This is a genomic window from Flavobacterium davisii, from assembly GCF_042182265.1.
Lineage (GTDB): Bacteria > Bacteroidota > Bacteroidia > Flavobacteriales > Flavobacteriaceae > Flavobacterium > Flavobacterium davisii.
In genome coordinates this window covers 2,177,881-2,194,973 of sequence record NZ_CP097869.1, presented here as the reverse complement: position 1 = coordinate 2,194,973, position 17,093 = coordinate 2,177,881, and the positions used below count along the sequence as shown (strand labels likewise).

Below are 17,093 nucleotides of genomic sequence, written 5' to 3'. Positions count from 1 at the left end.
AAGACGGAGGTTGAAAATTGGAAGAAACAAGCAATAAACGGATACGGTACATTATTCACCTCCCTTCAACCTTAATTCTTCCAATAATTTCATTTGTTGCATTTGCATTTGCATCATTTCTTCGTGTTGATGTTTTAAAATATGATCTAATTTATCTTGAAGAATTCTAATTTCTTTTTCGGCTTTTAGATTAATCTGAAAATCTTTTTGGGCACGTTCTCGATCCTTTTCTTCTTGTCGATTTTGACTCATCATAATTATAGGGGCTTGAAGAGCTGCAACACAAGACAAAATAAGATTTAACAAAATAAAAGGATAGGGATCAAACCCCACATTTAATAAGACAAAAACATTTATTGAAATCCAAACTAATAAAAAGCTAAGAAATAAAATAATAAAAGTCCAACTTCCTCCAAAGGCTGCTACTCTATCCGCAACACGCTGCCCTAAAGTTAAAGCTTTAGTACCTAAATCCTTCTCTACTTCTTTCATACTGTCTATTTCTTTTTTTGCCATACAATCATTTTTTAAAACATTTCCAACAATTTACTTACTGTATTAAAATTACGTATAGTAGAAATAACATTCAATTTTTTCTCAATATATTTATTATCCATACGAGTTTTACCAGCTCCATTTATGTATTTTAAATACATTCTATTTTTATCAATAGTAGCTTCATCTGGCTTCACTTGACTTATTTTTAAATCGTGAATAGCATCTTCATTTAATTCTTTGTTTAGAAAAGCAAAGTAAATCTTAGATGTATCTACATCCTTTTCCTTTAAATACAGGTTATTAGCTAGTGCCTGTTCTAAATCTTGTTTCGCTAGAACCATTACAGGAACTTCATAGCCCCATTCTTTAAAAATTTCCTGTTTAATTTTAAATCCCACCGAAGCACCATTCTCTTCCTCACAATCAAAAAAAACATTACCTGATTGAATATAAGTCACTACGTTTTGAAAATCTATTCGTTCCAATAACGCTTTCAAATCATCCATTTTTATCATATTGTGCCCCGATACATTAATGCCTCGGAGAAGTGCAAGGTGCTTTACCATTTTTATATTTTTAAAAAAGTTTAAAACAAATAAAAAACAAATTTAAATTAATTAAAAATGTTAACAAGACAAACGTAAAAAACCTTTTACTAATTTTAACCATCAAAAAAATCAAACAAAAAATTTTGATCACTACAAACAAAAAGATAAATACTTTTCTGGTGGCTTTTTGAATAATCCAGAAGAAAATATAACCGCTTCTTTCAAAGATTTTGCCCTTTTAGGACGAGACACTATGTCTTGTATTCCTTCTGAAATATTTTTTCATGATTGATTTATCTTAACAAACCACTATCTTTAACCATTATTAAAAGAAAACCTATCCTGTCACATTATCAAAATAAACGGAATATCTTTACAGTAGAAAGTCTTCCTTTTTGATGAATTCTAATTTTTTAAAAAAATTGCTCTTCAAATGAACAAAATATATCTCATTTTAGCCCATAAATCACCAGAACAATTGGAAAGACAAATTAAGGCATTATATAATGAACAATCTTTTTTTTATATACACATAGACCTAAAATCGGATATTCATTTATTTGATAATCTAAAAAAAATAAATAATGTATACTTAATAACCGATCGAGTAGATTGTATTTGGGGTGATTTTAGCACTATTATAGCAACTTTAAATTTAATGGAAAATGCAATAAATCATCATAATGAAGGATTTTGTATACTCATGAGTGGCCATGATTACCCTATAAAGAACTTATCTTTTATTGATGCTTTTTTCAATCAGAATAAGAATACCGTTTTTATTGATTTAGATAAAGCAGAAAATATTTGGCCAAAATTTTATGAAAGAATAAAATATTATAAGATTAATCTGAGTTCAAAAAGGGGCGACTTTTTACTAATAAAAGGACTGAATACTCATACTATAAAAAGCCTTGTTAAAAAAGAAATTTCTTTTTATCAATTTTTAAAAATTATGGTCATAAAACGGAAACTTACTTTACCCTTAAAATTCTATGGTGGTTCTCAATGGTGGGCTATGGATCTTTCTATTTTAGCTAAAATGAATGATTATATAAAATTAAACAGGCATGCTCTTTTTAATTTTTTTGTTGATTCTTTATTACCAGATGAATTTTTTTTTCATTCGATCATTATGTACTTAAAAGAAACAGGCCTTCCTATTGAATTTGATAATTCTTTAACATATATTAATTGGAGTAGAAAAAATTGTCCTCTTCCTGTAACTTTTCAATCTGACGACTTAAAGGAATTGTTAGATCAACCACCTCTAAAATTATTTGCTAGAAAGTTTGATATAGATTACAACAAAGAAATATTGGATATGATAGATCAAAATATCAAATAATAGTAAATTTTTATTAAACCCAGATTTCAAGAAAGTATTGTTCTTTGACAAATGAGAGCTAACTTGTACTTGCGACCGAAGCCTATGTATAAAATGGTTTACGCATTAGATATTGTTTTAAAAAAAGATTTTTGAACAAACTCAAATACTCACAAAAAATTTTAAAAGAAAAAATAATAAACCATTTTAATAATTAATTTTTTGAGTACGTGCTTGAAATGGAATAGATTTTCCGTCAATTCACTTCATTCAAATCTAATACCGATTTTGAATTAAAAACACTCAATATAACAACCAATTTTTGTATTTAAGAATACTATCTGTTCTATTCTTTTTATCATTAATTTCAATACTCTCTTAAATATTTAACATGCCAAATGATAAAATATACCATTATAAAGAAAGTCTTTTTTTAGTTTTATATAATGCGAATTAATTGACTAAATAAAAATAACAATTCGCCACCATTCCTCATTTTACTTTAGTATACCCCCAAAACAAAAAAAGCAAATTTATATCAGCTTGGTAAAAAATTTGGATTAGAATAAACCCAAAATTTGAATGTAAAAAAGAATCGTTATCCTCATTTTGATTGACCAATTAAAAACGAAACTCACATTCTTTAAAATTCTAAAATCTAATAGCAATTATTATCTTTGCACTATGGGAAGAAAAAAAGATAAACAAGTCGTATTCGAAAACGTAAAAGTCCTTGATGCAGGAGCAAAAGGCGTATGTGTGGCAAAAGCACCAGAAGGTCAGGTCATTTTTTTAAGTAATGTGGTACCTGGCGATGTTGTAGATATTCAAACCTTTAAAAAACGTAAATCGTATTATGAGGGGAAAGCCATCCAATTTCATTCATATTCTGAACATCGTGTAGAGCCTGTATGCGAGCATTCAGGTGTATGCGGTGGTTGCAAATGGCAAAATATGAATTATAATCAACAACTTTTTTACAAACACCAAGAGGTAGAAAATAATTTAAAACGTATTGGCAAAATTGAACTTCCAGAATTTGAACCCATTTTAGGATCAAAAAAACAATTTTTTTATCGAAATAAAATGGAATTTGGCTTTTCTTCTACTCGTTGGATGACTCCTGAAGAGATTAACAGTGGTGAGGCACTTAATAATAAAAATGCCGTTGGTTTTCATATCCCAAAAATGTGGGACAAAATTCTTGATATTAACAAATGTCATTTACAACAAGACCCATCCAATACTATTCGCAACGAAATAAGGCGTTTTGCTAATGAAAATAATTTAAGCTTTTTTAACCCTAGAGAGCATAATGGTTTATTGCGTACCCTTATGATTCGTACTGCTTCTACAGGAGAAATTATGGTTCTTATTCAGTTTTTTGACAACCATAAAGAACAAATAGCGTGTATGATGAATTTTTTAGCAGAGCGTTTTCCTGAAATTACATCACTACAATATGTGATTAATCAAAAAGCCAATGATACGTTGTACGACCAAGATATTATTTTATTTAAAGGACGTAACTATATTTTAGAAGAAATGGAAGGTTTACAATTTAGCATTAATGCTAAATCATTTTATCAAACCAATTCAGAACAAGCTTATGAATTATATTCTATCACAAGAGATTTTGCGGGGTTAACGGGCAATGAGTTAGTATATGATTTGTATACAGGAACAGGAACTATTGCGCAGTTTGTTTCTAAAAAAGCTAAAAAAGTAATTGGTGTCGAAGCGGTTCCGGAAGCGATTAGTGATGCCAAAATAAATGCGGAACGCAATAAAATAACTAATTGTGAGTTTTTTGTAGGTGATATGAAAAATGTTTTTAACGACGAGTTTATAACTACTCACGGACATCCTGATGTTATTATTACAGATCCGCCTCGTGATGGTATGCACGCTGATGTTGTAGAGCAAATATTAAAAATTGCACCCAAAAAAGTGGTTTATGTAAGTTGTAACGCTGCCACACAGGCACGTGATTTGGCTTTAATGGACAGAATGTATAAAGTAACTCGTGTACGTCCTGTAGATATGTTTCCACAAACACATCACGTAGAAAATGTGGTACTTTTAGAGATAAAATAAATAGTAAATGAGGCCATCCAAAAGAATTCTAATCTTGTTTTTTTAACCAAAAAGGACTATCATAATTCTGATAATCGCCCCTTTATTAATACAAAAGCAACAAAATACCTCTTGAATTATTACTTTTAGGATAGCCTCCTTTACAAATCACTCTTTACTAAAACAAATATGAAAAAGATATGCTTTGGTTTGTTGACTATTATTTTTGCAACGGGATTTTTAAATTGTGAACCTGATGATATTTGCGCACAAGAAACGCCTACAACGCCTAAAATAATTATCCAATTCTTTGATAATAATAACCCTACTAACCCTAAAAATATAACCGATTTAAAAGTTACAGCGGAAGGAATGAATACTTCTTTAGATTTTACAGGAAGTAACAAAATTGCATTACCTTTAAAAGTAAATGATAATCAGGTAATATATAACTTCCAAATCAATTCAAAAAACGCTGCTCTAGCTAAGGAAGATCAAATTAAATTTAGTTACTCTCGCCATGACGTTTATATTTCTAGAGCTTGTGGTTATAAAACTGATTTTACACTCGTTTCCCCTAAGGGAGTGTTTCTTACTACACCTAAAAATTGGATACAAGAAGTAACTATTCAAAAAACTTTTATAACAAACGAAAATGAAACACATATCAAAATTTTCTTTTAGTCTGTTATTATTTATGTTATCACTAACATTTATTCAGGCACAGGAAAAAACAAACGATACAATTAAAAAAACAGAACGCTATGGCTTACGAATAGGGGCTGACGTATCAAAAATAACGCGCTCTATTTTTGATAAAAATTACCAAGGTTTAGAACTTGTTGGTGATTATAGGATAGGCAAAAAAATGTATTTAGCTGCTGAAATAGGTAAAGAAAAAAAAATCACGGAAGACAAACGCCTTAACTTTACAACAAATGGCCATTATTTAAAAGTAGGTTTTGATTATAATTTTTACCAAAATTGGCTAGATATGGAAGACATGGTACATTTAGGACTTCGTTATGGTATTTCTACTTTCAGTCAAGAACTTAATAGCTATAAAATTTACAATACTACAGGATATTTCCCACAAGCAGATCCTATAGTAGTCAATCAAAAATATGATGATCTTACAGCTCATTGGACAGAGGTTGTTGCAGGAATAAAAGCTAAAATTTTTAATAATTTTTATGCGGGTGTTAGCCTTCGTATGAATTATTTGTTATCTGAGAAAAAACCTGACAATTTTAACAATTTATATATTCCTGGTTTTAACAGAACTTATGAAGGGAAGTTTGGGGTAGGATGGAATTATAGCATTACTTATTTTATTCCTTTGTATAAAAAGAAAAAATAATTTTTTTGGTTTAATCAAATCGTTCTTTTCTAGAGAAATAAAAACAACAGGTAGTTTTTATAATGAGTAAATGGGATTATCTACTCTTGACAAGTCATTTAGAAATAAAATAGAGCAATATAACCAAGGTTTACCCCCTTCTTATAAAAATAGCCCCCTTTTTAGAGCTCTTGTTCTAAAAAAGGGGGCTATTTTTGCATGAGGTTTATAAATATTATTTCAAAAAGAAAATCAACTTTACTCTGCTTTAAACACTTAACTATTATTTTCTTGATTTTTTTATTAAAGTGTAGTAAGCTTCGATATTTAGTTATGAATTTCCCCTCAACATCTTTTCTTTTTTTTAATGCCAACTTTAGAGAATCAAAGGGAATAATAATTTTATTCCTTTAGCAAATAGATCCCATCAGGTTTTAATTCTATCATTTTTTGCTTATAGAGTATTCCTATGGCTTTTTTAAACGTCTTTTTGCTCATTTGCAAAATGGTTTTAATATCATCAGGACTACTATTATCATGTAATTTTAAAACTCCTCTACCTGCTTTTAATTCATCTATTATTTTTTGAGCAGAAGCATCTATTCTTTCAAAACCTAAAGGATGTCTTGACACATCAATCTTACCATCTGGGCGAATATTTTTTATATACCCAACAATACGATCTCCTGTTCTTAAATCTTCAAAAATTTCGTTTTTATAAATTAATCCTTTGTGTTTTTCATTAATGATAACATTAATACCTGTATCGGAAATATGCGAAATGATTAAATCAACTTCTTCTCCGTTTTCAAGATTCATATCTTGATTATTCAAAAACTGATTTAATCTACTAGAACCTACTAGACGATTTGTTTGCTGATCTAGATACATATACACAAGGTAACGTTTTCCTTCTTCCATAGGCCTAGCCTGTTCTTTAAAAGGCACAAACAAATCTTTTTCTAGACCCCAATTCATAAAAGCCCCAAATTTGTTTACATAACTTACTCTTAATAACGAAAATTCATTTAAAAATATATAGGGTTCCAGAGTGGTAGCTACAGGACGTTCTTCGTGATCTAAATAAACAAACACTTCTATTTCTTCCTCTATTTCGTATTGTTTTGGTACATACTTATTGGGTAATAAGACATCTTTTTCTCCGTCTGTTAAATATAAACCAACGGCTGTACTTCGAAGTATTTTTAGAGTATTGTATTTTCCTATTTCAATCATCTGTGAAAATTTAGAATGGCAAAGATACAAATAAAAAATCCCGATAAAAATCGGGATTTAGAAAGTTTGTTTGTATAATTAATTATAAACACTTTCTTTTTGAAAATGAAGCGTTAATAAATAATATACAACTGCACGGTATTTATTTCGGTTAGAACGTCCGTATTGTTCCATTACACTATCAATTGCGGCATCTAGCTCTGGACTATCTGAAAGCCCTAATTTTTTTATTAGAAAGTTATTTTTAACTGTATCTAATTCCGATTGTTGTGAACCTGAAACAGTAGCAGAATCTTGATTATAAATAGAGGGACCACAACCTATTACTACTTTTGTTAACAATTCTACATCAGGATTTACACCACATTTTTCTTTTAAATCTGCAGTATATTTTTCAATCAGTTCATCTCTTTTACTCATATTTTTTTTAGTTAGATTATTGTATATCTACCAAATATAAAAAAAAACATACGAACAAACAAGCTAAGACTAAAAAAATCAATCATTTAGATCTTTAAAATATTGTAAAAGGATTTTATTATTTAGTTTTTCTGGCGTAAAAATTTCATATATAGCAGGTCTATTTAATGATGAAAAATCGTTCCAATTTTTCCGTAATTGTCTTTCATTGGTTGCTCTAAAATAGCGAAATCCATACATAGAGGCTAAATATTCTGCTGTTAGATTATGGGTGGTTTCAAAAAAGGTATTAAATGTTTCATTTTCCTGATGTCCTGGCAAAATTCTAAAAATCCCTCCTCCTCCATTGTTTATAAGGATAATTTTAAAATCATTGGGTATATAGTGATTCCATAAAGCATTACTATCATAAAAAAAACTAATATCTCCAGTTATTACATACGTTGTTTTTTTACTTCCTACAGCTGCGCCAATAGCTGTTGTGGTACTTCCTTCTATTCCACTAGTTCCTCTATTACAATAGACCGAAATACTCGAATCTATAGAAAAGAGTTGTGCATAACGTATAGCGGAACTATTACTAATTTGTAATTGGAGGTTTTTAGGTAATAATTCTGTAATTATTTGAAATACTTTTAAATCAGAAAAAATCAACTCTTTTAGATAGTCGTTGTGTGCTACTGCCCTTTGTAAACGAATATCTAATAATTCTTGCTGAAAAGAGCTTTCTTTGTAGCTGGTTAACTTTAAAAAACGTTCAAAAAATACATTGGGTGTTTCTTTAAAATGATGACTAAGACAACCATACGTATTATAAGCTCTTAATTCGTCCACATGCCAATGTGCTTTGGGTTTGTATTTTCTGAAAAAGGCTTTTATTCTTTTTGAAACAATCATACCTCCTAGCGTTAGTAATATTTCAGGTTTGTAATGTTCGAATTCTTTTTCTGAAAAAGGCGTTATAATTGTATCTATATTTGTAATAAAGTTTTCATGATGTACATTAGATGTAACTTCAGTCATTACAATAACAGAAGGATCTTGTGCTATTATGTTTAGATATTCTGCTTCAATGGTATTCGGTTGATTTTCCCCTATTAATACTATTTTTTTTTGTGCTTCATTCCATTGTTTTGCAAAAGGTTGTATTTCGGAGGCTTTTTCTTCTTTTTTTTCAAAATCAAACCATACAGGCGCTATAATGGGCGCTAAAATTGTTTCATATAAAGGTTCTTCAAAAGGAACATTTATATGAACAGGGCCTTTTTGTGAAATACTTAAGAAAAGAGCTTCTTGTATTAAACGATCATTTTCAGCAGAAGCATTCTCTTCTAAATTTGCATTATATAAAATGTGGTTAGCAAAAACATTGGCTTGCCTAATGGTTTGTCCATCTCCAATATCTATTTTATCAATTGGTCTATCAGCTGAAATAACCACTAAAGGTATTTGACTATAAAAAGCCTCTGTAATAGCAGGGTAATAATTTAACAATGCAGATCCTGAAGTACAAGTTAGTACTACGGGCTCTTGCAATTGTTGAGCTAAACCTAATGCAAAAAAACCGGCACAACGTTCATCTACTATACTATAACAATTAAACTCTGTTTGATTAGAAAATCCTATAGTCAAGGGCGCATTTCGCGAACCTGGAGAAATGACTATATGTTGTAATCCTTTTTTTTTACATATTTCTATTATGCTTTGTGCTAAAGGAATTCTGGGGTAAATAGCGGTAGGTTTCAATTTATAATAAACTCATGTTCTGTAGCAAAAGTATTAACTTATCGTCATATTTTGAGCATTTTCTTTTAAAATTAAAAATTTATAAATCATGTAATATGCCAAAGCAGTAGAAATCGTAATTATTTTGTGCAAAAAGATTGATCTATAATGAAACATGTTGAAGAAAAAAACAGACATTTGAACTAGAAAAAAAATAGTGGCTATCAGAAAAATCAAATTTTCTTTTTTGGGTTCATTTAAATACGTAACAACTCCAACAGCTCCCAAAAAGGCGGTTAATAGGCAATTAAAAACCCAATAAATATAGAATTCTTCTACCTGATCAAAAACAAAATAGATCATATATAAATATAAGACAAATAATGGTATTAAAGCAATTCCGATTGCTGTTCGGTATTTTTTTTTAATAAATTCTAATATTAAATAAATAAGTCCTATTTTGGAAGCTAAAGAAAATAGTGTTGCTATTTTAAAAGCGGTTTTTCCTTCTATTGCAAATAAAGAGGATGTAATCTGAAATAATATTAGACATAATAAAAAATTCATATTTATTCTAGTAGAAGAAACTATATATAATATGAAAAGTAACGGAATACGTATAGAACGCTGATACTCTTCTAACGCATTTACTTGTAACAAACTCATAATTCCATACAATACGAGATTAAAAATAAATAGGAATTCAAAAAGTTGGGTAATTTTTTGTAATTTCATGACCTTAATTTATTAATTTTAATTAAATGTCCATCCACATAAGAGAGGCTAAGTACACAGATCTTCCTGATATTCTTGAAATAGTGAATTATGAAATTGTAAACAGTACTTCTATTTGGGAATATCATATCAGAACGTTAGAACAACAACAAAAGATTTTTAATGAAAAAAAATTAAATAATCAACCTTTTTTAGTTGCCATAAAAGGAAATAAAACAGTAGGATTTGGGACTTACGGTTCATTTCGTTTTAAAATAGGTTACCAATTTACCGCAGAACATTCTGTATATGTACATAAAGATTTTCATGGAAATGGTATCGGATCTCATCTTTTAAAAGAACTTATAAAAATTGCAAAAAAACAAAAATTACACACCTTAATTGGTGTTATTGACTCTGAAAATTCAGGAAGTATTACATTCCACAAAAAACTCGGATTTCAAGAAGTTGGCCATATTAAGGAAGCGGGATTTAAGTTTAACAAATGGTTGGATTCTACTTTTGTACAAATTTTATTATAAATTCTTAACTACTGATTTCTTATTTGTTCATTTTTTTAGTTTTTTTAAAAAAACAAGACTCTTCTTGCTTGAGACAAGCTTAAAAATAACACTGTCATAATCTATAATTTTAACTCAATTATGTTTTAGAAATATATTACAGATAAGAACAACTTGGAATCTAAAAAAGCGCCTTTCTTTGTTTCTAATACAATAAAACTACCAATGTGGTAAAAAATCCTCAGTTTTTTATCTTTATCACAAGACTTATGATGTAATCTGCTTTAAACAATAGGTTACATTTTATTTCTTATTAAATTTAATTAATTTCTCTTTACAATCTGTTTTTTTATCTAATTAATAATATTTAATACATATTGTTTCAAAAATAAATCAGATAATCGTTTTAAATAAAACGTTTGTTATTTTCCCTTTTTGTTTGTTTGTTTTTTAAAAAGCAAGCAAAATTACGATTTCCATCTAATAAAGACCTCTAAACCACAAACTATATAAAGACTAAATAACTACCTTTGCAAAAAAAAATAATGCAAAACATATACATCGGATATCATTTTGAAGTAGAACCGAAAGAATTAGGTTCAGAAATTTTAATAGCGGAGTTAGGCGAACTTCCATTTGATAGTTTTATCGAAACAGAAAATGGTTTTTCAGCTTATATTCCTAAAGAAAACTGGAATGAAAATATTTTAGACGACATTTATATATTACAAAATTCTGACTTCAAAATTAGCTATACTTTTGAAGAAATTGAACAACAAAATTGGAATGCAGAATGGGAAAAAAACTTTGCCCCTATTGATGTTGATGGTTTATGTCACGTTCGTGCACCTTTTCATCCTAAAACAGATGCTGAATTTGACATTGTAATAGAACCTAAAATGAGCTTTGGAACAGGTCATCATGAAACGACACACATGATGATACAACATTTACTGGAATTAAATCTAAAAGGATTAAAAACATTAGATATGGGGTGTGGAACGGCTATTTTAGCCATACTTGCTGAAATGAAAGGAGCACAACCTATAGACGCTATAGACATCGATAATTGGTGTTATCTAAACTCTATTGAAAATGCAGAACGTAACAACTGTAAGCATATAACCGTTTATGAAGGAGACGCTTCTTTACTAACTGATAAAAAATATGATTTGATTATAGCTAATATCAATCGAAACATTTTGCTTAATGATATGCAAACTTATGTTACATGTTTAAATCCAAATGGGATTATTTTATTTAGCGGTTTTTACGAACAAGATATTCCTCACATTGATGCCTCTTGCACAGAAAAAGGTTTAACTTTTGTTAAAAAAATAAGCCGTAACAACTGGGTATCTTTAAAATATGTAAATTAGTTTTTCAAACCATATAAGGAATTATAGGAAGTATAAAATTTAGGAGCTTATATGGTTTATACTAAAAAAATCAATTATGTCAACAATAGAAAAAATACAAGAAGAGATTGCTATTTTAGAACAAGTTTCTATTAACCATGAAATTATTTTATACAACGATGATATTAACACATTTGATCATGTTATAGATACCCTTATACGTGTTTGTAACCATGAAGAACTACAAGCCGAACAGTGTGCTATACTAGTACATTATACGGGCAAATGCGGTGTAAAAACAGGAGCATTTGACGATTTAAAACCTCAATATCACGCCCTTCTTGACGCAGGATTAAGCGCGGAAATTATATAATTCATATAAAAAATATTAATTTTTTAAATAAATTTTAAAAAAAAATAATTAGTTTTACTTAAACAGACAACATTTTTTTGAATTTTAAAATTAAACATCAAAATGGAAACTTACGGTAAAATACTAATCATTGCAATGCCTGTGTTCTTATTCTTAATTATAGTTGAGAAACTATATGGATATTACAAAAGAATAGATTACGCTCCTATAATGGATAGTATTTCAAGCCTAAGTTCTGGCATGACAAATGCTACTCGAGATGTTTTAGGATTAAGTATTTCAATTATCTCGTATGAAATAATGGTTTCTAAAATTGCAATTTTTCATATTAAAGAATCGGCTTTAGCTTATATCATTGCATTTATTGCTATTGACTTCCAAGGATATTGGACGCATCGCTGGGCACATCAAATTAATATTTTTTGGAACAAACATGCAATTCATCATAGTAGCGAAGAGTTTAATCTATCTTGTGCATTAAGACAATCCGTTTCTGATTTTTTTAAGCTTTTTACTTTTTTACTACTACCGGCAGCTCTACTAGGCGTTCCTTCCAAGGTAATAGCAATTACACTACCTGTGCAATTTTTTTTACAATTTTGGTACCACACACGATATATCAATAAATTAGGTTTTTTAGAAAAAATAATCGTAACGCCCTCTCACCACAGGGTACATCATGCAATTAATCCTGAATATATGGACAAAAATCATGCTCAGATATTCATTATTTGGGATAAGCTTTTTGGAACTTTTCAGGAAGAATTAGATGAGGTTCCTCCTGTTTTTGGTATTACACGTCCTGCTAAAACGTGGAATCCTTTTAAAATTAATTTTCAACATTTGGGCGTTTTAATTCAGGATGCTTGGCATGCAGAAAAATTTATTGATAAATTAAAAATTTGGTTCATGCCTACAGGTTGGAGACCTGATGGATTTGAAAAAAAATACCCCATTAATAAAATTGAAAATGTATACCGTTTTGAAAAATTTGGAACTCATAATTCAAAACTATTGATTCGTTGGTCATTATTTCAATTATTTTTCACTTTATTACTAATTTCATATTTATTTGATAACATCGCAAGAATAGGCTTACCACAAATTTTTTATTATGGCTTTTTCATTTTTATAACAGTTTATAGTTACACAGAATTAATGGACCAAAGTAAATTAGCATATATTTACGAAACTATTCGTTTTGTATTAGCATTTACTTTCCTCTATTTATTTAATGGTTGGTTTAAAATAGATGAAATAATACCTTATGGCACATACATCATAATGAGTTATTTTGTATTTTCCCTTTTAGCAAGTTTTTACTTCGTAACAGTAGATTTTAAACAAAAAGAAGTCGTTTCCATATAAGCTAATTTTATGAGCAAGTATTTAAAAATTTTTACAGGTATAAGTATATTCTATTTAATTTTATTACTAACTAAACAAGACGCTTTGGCTTGGTATTTTAAACCATTACTTCTTCCTTTTTTAGTATTAGAAACTTACAAAAGCAATGATTTCCGTACAAAAAATCTACTTCTTTCCGCATTATTTTTTTCCTGGATTGGAGATGTCGTTTTAATGTTTGCCCATAAAGACGAATTGTTTTTTATTCTAGGTTTGGTTTCTTTCTTAATTAGTCATATTCTTTTTATCCTACTTTTTACTAAACAAAATCAAACCAAAGCAAACTCCAACTTCTTTTGGATTGGCTTTATTTTTGTAATCCTCTATCTATTCGAAATATTACATTTTCTTTTTCCTTATCTAGGCGGTTTAAAAATACCTGTTACAATATATGCCAGCACTATTTCTATCATGCTATTAATGGCTATTAAAGGTTATTTTAATTGGTCTAAACCTAACAATTTAACAATACTTATAGGTGCTTTATTTTTCGTAAGTTCTGATAGTATTTTAGCCATTAACAAATTTTATCCAGAACTAGAATTACCCAAATCCGGTTTTCTTATCATGATAACTTACATTACTGCCCAATTCCTTATAACTAAAGGGATTCTAGAATTAAATAAAAAAAAATAATCCCTTTTTAAAAATTTCATTAAAAAAAGTTATCCAATACAATTTTATTTAGTGCAAACAAAAAAAAATTAGATGATCTTAATTTAACCCCAGATTAAGATTATGCGTTAGAAATTAATTACAAACAGATAAAAACTTTGAATCTAAAAAAGTATATTTTTTTATCCTCAATTAGGTTGTCTTAAAAATTTAGAATCTAATCATTTATACAATAGAAGAAATCATATACTATTGATCATTTGAATCTATCTCCCTTGGTCGAAGTGATAAAGCACGCGTTAAATCCAAATTTAGCATTAGAAATCTATTCCACTTTATTTTTCTTCTAATTCAAGCACGTACTCAAATTTTATTCATCAAAATAGTTCATTATTTCATTTTCTAAAATTTTCCGTGAACACTTGAATTTATTTAAATTTTTATTTCAAAACGAAGTCTAATGCGGAATATGGCTTAAATTACGGTTTTAATAATACCTTTTTCAAACTTAAGAAATAAAAAAAGTCCACTAATTATGTGGACTTTTTTTATCTTGATTTTTCTTCAACTAAAACATTTCTCTTCCTGCAAAATGAAAAGCACCTTCAATAGCTGCATTCTCATCAGAATCTGAACCGTGAACCGCATTTTCACCAATAGACGTTGCATATTTTTTACGGATAGTTCCTTCAGCAGCTTCAGCTGGGTTAGTAGCACCAATTAAAGTACGGAAATCCTCTACAGCATTATCTTTTTCTAAGATAGCGGCAACAATAGGACCACGAGACATAAATTCTACTAATTCTCCATAAAATGGTCTTTCAGCATGTACAGCATAAAATTTTTGTGCATCAGCAACTGTTAACTGAGTTAATTTCATAGAAACAATTCTGAAACCACCTTCAGTAATCATATTTAAAATACCCCCAATGTGTCCTTTTTCAACAGCATCTGGCTTAATCATTGTGAAAGTTCTATTTCCTGCCATTTTTTTGTTTTTTAAATTTGGGGTCAAAAGTACAAACTTTAGTTTAAATGTTTAAATGTTTAAATATTTATTTTTGATATTTATTCAAATTCTAAACCCCCTTTAAAAAACAATCACATTAAACTGATTACTAAGTGGATGGAGTTTTTGAAACAATTCTATTATAAACTTTTCTCCATATTCTATATAAAATGTACTAAAGTTTAACTGACGTTCTTGTAAACTTTTATTTGGGAATATGGTTTCTTGTAGATCAACAATACGCTTTAATTTTTCTTCGTGATTTCTTTTTTCTGCTTTTAAAAGGCGTTTTTCTAAGTTTTCTAATCCTTTTATTTGTTTTGTTTCTTGTGCTTTTACTGCTCTTAGAAATGTTTTATCTGTTTTATTTGCAATATCTAAAAGTCCTTCAAATTGTTTCTTCAAATGTTCTTTTTGTGCTGAAAAATCGATTGTAAAAGCTGAAAATTGCTTTGTTTTTTTATTAATCAATTCTGATTGTTTAAGAAATAAATCGGACCATGTTAACTGTAAACTATTTGCTTTTTTTAACTGTTTTTCGCTTGCAATAACAACGGAATTACGCAACAACAAAATAGGAAATGTAATTTTAAATGCTTCAAACATGGCTTTTAGCTCTAACCAATAGGCTATTTCTCCTCCTCCTCCAACATAGGATAAATTAGGTAATATTAGCTCTTGATACAAAGGTCTTAAAATAACATTAGGACTGAAATTTTCAGGTTTTGTTTCTAGTAATTCTAAAATTTCAACTTCTGAAAAAATTAAATTAGTATTATTAATTCTGTAGTTTCCTTTTTCAAAAATAATTCTTTCACGCAAATCTTCTTCTATATAAAAAAGATTGATCGTTCTAGGATTTACCTGAATATCGTAAGAAAAAGAAGAAAGTGTTTCTGTTACTTTTTTATATGCCGTTTGCTGAAGTAATTCTTCCTTAACAGCAGGTATAAAAAGTTGTTTTAAAGTACCATCATCTCCATCTAAAATTACCAATCCATATTCTTTAAATAATTCATTAACTAAATAACGTGTTGCATCTGCTAAATTAGAATGCTCTAAATAAGATTTTTCAAAAAGAGAAGTAAGTATTTTAGCGTAATTGCTGGTTCCTAAACTTTTTTTTACTTTTTCAAACATCTCTTCTAATCCTTCAGTAGATAATCTTCCTACTGGTCCTTTGGATTGTTTGCTCCAAGTAAGTTTCTCTTTATTTAGTTTGAAATAATTAATTTCTTCAAAGTCATGATCTTCTGTTGCCATCCAATAAATTGGAACAAAATGATATTCAGGATATTGTAATTTTAACTCCAAACACAAATTAATTGTAGATACAATTTTATAAATAAAATACAGTGGCCCTGTAAATAAGTTAAGTTGATGTCCTGTGGTAATTGTAAAAGTATTTCGTTCATTTAGCAAATGAATATTATTCAGAGTAGTTTCACTAATATCAAAATCTTTATTTTGTTTTAATAGTGAATTAACTAAAACCGCTCGATTTTTTACACTGTAGTTATTTTTTTTTTCTTCTATTTGATCTAAAAAATTTTCAATCTTAGGGAAGCGATTATAAAACGATTGCGTTTTCTTTTCTTGATTTAAATAATCAACAATCAATGAGGAAAAATACCCTGAATTTTGAAAAGTAATACAATCTGTTGGCATAGTTCTTTTTTGGGTAAAAATAGCAAATAGATTGGTTCTTTCTTTCGTTTTTAACATCTTCTTACAATATGATCGGAATCTCTTTTTGAAACTCGGGATACAATTGATCTCTTTTTTTTCGTATGACAACAAATTTCATAAGTAGATCTGCTTCATATTTTCAAGATAATGGTAATGATTAAAACCAGATTACGCATTAGATTTGAATTGAGGTTAATTGGCGGAAAAATCTATTCTATTTTTATCATTCCGCAAATTG

Annotated in this window: 17 protein-coding genes; 9 read left to right on the top strand and 8 right to left on the bottom strand. The window is 28.7% G+C overall.

Annotated elements, in window-relative coordinates; all coding sequences use genetic code 11:
* Positions 1-51: 51 nt before the first annotated feature.
* Positions 52-516 carry a DUF1003 domain-containing protein gene (locus NAB20_RS09320; protein WP_127823207.1) on the bottom strand — a complete coding sequence of 155 codons (465 nt, stop codon included), beginning with the start codon at positions 514-516 and terminating at the stop codon, positions 52-54.
* Positions 517-527: 11 nt separating this feature from the next.
* On the bottom strand, positions 528-1,064 hold the full coding sequence (locus tag NAB20_RS09315) for a DUF1697 domain-containing protein (protein WP_375605033.1): 537 nt from the start codon (positions 1,062-1,064) through the stop codon (positions 528-530).
* A 415-nt stretch (positions 1,065-1,479) separates the two neighbouring features.
* Here NAB20_RS09315 and NAB20_RS09310 point away from each other — a divergent pair, with 415 nt between their 5' ends.
* The 4 genes from NAB20_RS09310 to NAB20_RS09295 all read left to right on the top strand — a co-directional run bounded on the left by NAB20_RS09310 (position 1,480) and on the right by NAB20_RS09295 (position 5,809).
* Positions 1,480-2,394, top strand: a complete 915-nt coding sequence (locus NAB20_RS09310; RefSeq protein ID WP_105196735.1) for a beta-1,6-N-acetylglucosaminyltransferase — start codon at positions 1,480-1,482, stop codon at positions 2,392-2,394.
* Positions 2,395-3,057: 663 nt separating this feature from the next.
* Positions 3,058-4,470: a 23S rRNA (uracil(1939)-C(5))-methyltransferase RlmD gene (rlmD, locus tag NAB20_RS09305; protein WP_105196736.1), complete on the top strand. Its 1,413-nt coding sequence runs from the start codon at positions 3,058-3,060 to the stop codon at positions 4,468-4,470.
* A gap of 168 nt (positions 4,471-4,638) precedes the next feature.
* Positions 4,639-5,133, top strand: a complete 495-nt coding sequence (locus NAB20_RS09300) for a DUF6452 family protein (RefSeq protein WP_105196737.1) — start codon at positions 4,639-4,641, stop codon at positions 5,131-5,133.
* Positions 5,105-5,809: a DUF6048 family protein gene (locus NAB20_RS09295; protein WP_105196738.1), complete on the top strand. Its 705-nt coding sequence runs from the start codon at positions 5,105-5,107 to the stop codon at positions 5,807-5,809. Before NAB20_RS09300 ends, NAB20_RS09295 begins: the two co-directional genes overlap by 29 nt.
* A gap of 381 nt (positions 5,810-6,190) precedes the next feature.
* On the opposite strand, the gene NAB20_RS09290 is transcribed toward NAB20_RS09295, so the two are convergent.
* From NAB20_RS09290 to NAB20_RS09275, 4 genes are all read right to left on the bottom strand, one after another.
* On the bottom strand, positions 6,191-7,024 hold the full coding sequence (locus tag NAB20_RS09290) for a S1 RNA-binding domain-containing protein (RefSeq protein ID WP_105196739.1): 834 nt from the start codon (positions 7,022-7,024) through the stop codon (positions 6,191-6,193).
* A gap of 78 nt (positions 7,025-7,102) precedes the next feature.
* On the bottom strand, positions 7,103-7,444 hold the full coding sequence (locus NAB20_RS09285) for a DUF2853 family protein (RefSeq protein WP_105196740.1): 342 nt from the start codon (positions 7,442-7,444) through the stop codon (positions 7,103-7,105).
* Between the two features lie 78 nt (positions 7,445-7,522).
* On the bottom strand, positions 7,523-9,190 hold the full coding sequence (menD, locus tag NAB20_RS09280; protein ID WP_105196741.1) for a 2-succinyl-5-enolpyruvyl-6-hydroxy-3-cyclohexene-1-carboxylic-acid synthase: 1,668 nt from the start codon (positions 9,188-9,190) through the stop codon (positions 7,523-7,525).
* Between the two features lie 33 nt (positions 9,191-9,223).
* Positions 9,224-9,904: a hypothetical protein gene (locus tag NAB20_RS09275; protein WP_127823209.1), complete on the bottom strand. Its 681-nt coding sequence runs from the start codon at positions 9,902-9,904 to the stop codon at positions 9,224-9,226.
* 26 nt (positions 9,905-9,930) lie between these two features.
* Here NAB20_RS09275 and NAB20_RS09270 point away from each other — a divergent pair, with 26 nt between their 5' ends.
* From NAB20_RS09270 to NAB20_RS09250, 5 genes are all read left to right on the top strand, one after another.
* Complete coding sequence (locus tag NAB20_RS09270) at positions 9,931-10,425, top strand: GNAT family N-acetyltransferase (RefSeq protein ID WP_105196743.1); 495 nt, start codon at positions 9,931-9,933, stop codon at positions 10,423-10,425.
* A gap of 524 nt (positions 10,426-10,949) precedes the next feature.
* On the top strand, positions 10,950-11,783 hold the full coding sequence (gene prmA / locus NAB20_RS09265) for a 50S ribosomal protein L11 methyltransferase (protein ID WP_105196744.1): 834 nt from the start codon (positions 10,950-10,952) through the stop codon (positions 11,781-11,783).
* A gap of 76 nt (positions 11,784-11,859) precedes the next feature.
* Complete coding sequence (locus NAB20_RS09260) at positions 11,860-12,135, top strand: ATP-dependent Clp protease adaptor ClpS (protein ID WP_088392018.1); 276 nt, start codon at positions 11,860-11,862, stop codon at positions 12,133-12,135.
* 102 nt (positions 12,136-12,237) lie between these two features.
* Positions 12,238-13,503, top strand: coding sequence for a sterol desaturase family protein (locus NAB20_RS09255; RefSeq protein ID WP_105196745.1), 1,266 nt, complete (start codon positions 12,238-12,240; stop codon positions 13,501-13,503).
* A gap of 9 nt (positions 13,504-13,512) precedes the next feature.
* Complete coding sequence (locus NAB20_RS09250) at positions 13,513-14,178, top strand: lysoplasmalogenase (RefSeq protein ID WP_105196746.1); 666 nt, start codon at positions 13,513-13,515, stop codon at positions 14,176-14,178.
* Positions 14,179-14,725: 547 nt separating this feature from the next.
* On the opposite strand, the gene NAB20_RS09245 is transcribed toward NAB20_RS09250, so the two are convergent.
* Together NAB20_RS09245 and bshC are read right to left on the bottom strand one after the other, a co-directional pair.
* A complete protein-coding gene (locus tag NAB20_RS09245) occupies positions 14,726-15,145 on the bottom strand; it encodes a nucleoside-diphosphate kinase (protein ID WP_063744076.1) in 420 nt (139 codons plus the stop codon).
* A gap of 102 nt (positions 15,146-15,247) precedes the next feature.
* Positions 15,248-16,834, bottom strand: a complete 1,587-nt coding sequence (gene bshC / locus NAB20_RS09240) for a bacillithiol biosynthesis cysteine-adding enzyme BshC (RefSeq protein WP_088392047.1) — start codon at positions 16,832-16,834, stop codon at positions 15,248-15,250.
* Positions 16,835-17,093: the final 259 nt, after the last annotated feature.